General features: G+C 47.1%; 1 pseudogene. It reads left to right on the top strand.

Annotation, left to right across the window (positions count from 1 at the left end):
* Nucleotides 1-669, top strand: a pseudogene (locus ACTXGO_RS15160) (FAD-dependent oxidoreductase); the annotation flags it as partial.
* Nucleotides 670-790 lie beyond the last annotated feature (121 nt).

Genomic DNA, 790 nt, shown 5'->3' with positions numbered 1-790 from the left:
ACGGAAAACACGGCGGTTTTGCACACTGATAGTAGCGTCTTACCCAAAAAGTCACTAGCATGGGCCAGTTGGAACTATCTAATAGATAAGCAGACGAGCATTGCAAATCAAGAACAGATGGGCAAGGAGTCGCCAGCTAACAAACCGGTGCTGACTTACCATATGAATATATTGCAGCGCTTGACCAAGCAGCATAATTATCTAGTCACGCTCAACCATGATATCGATCCGGCGCAAGTGATCAAAAGCATCGATTACAGTCATCCAGTATTTGACAATGAGATGATTGCAGCGCAAGGGCAGTGGGCGCGCATCTCTGGTAGTGGCTTGCATACGCACTTTTGCGGTGCTTATTGGTTCAATGGCTTTCATGAAGATGGCGTACGTAGTGGACTGCGCGTTTGCCAAGCGTTAGGGAGCGCTATTGAGATCAAAGATGAGGTCGATGCCAGTCATATCCCTGATAGTGATAGCACCCATACGCCGTTTCGCTATAGAGATTTGCCCGTTAAAGCTGACAAAAAAACGCGCCAACTCAAAAAACGCCAAGTGCAGACGGCAACGACCAATCAAGAGCTGGTCGCTTATGTCGCAAGCTTGCAACTGACAAGTGCGCCTAGTAAAGGCAAAACCAAAAAACGTGGTTTTTTCTTTGGCCGTAAAGCCTAACATATGAGAGAGTCATGAGCACAAATCCTGCTAGTGAACACAAGAGTATGACGAGTGATAAGGGTTTACCACATCAGCTGTTTAGTGGCACCACTTGGCACACCCGCTTATTGCCAAGCAT

This window comes from Psychrobacter sp. T6-1, assembly GCF_052258445.1.
This window is presented reverse-complemented; position numbering and strand designations above follow the sequence as displayed.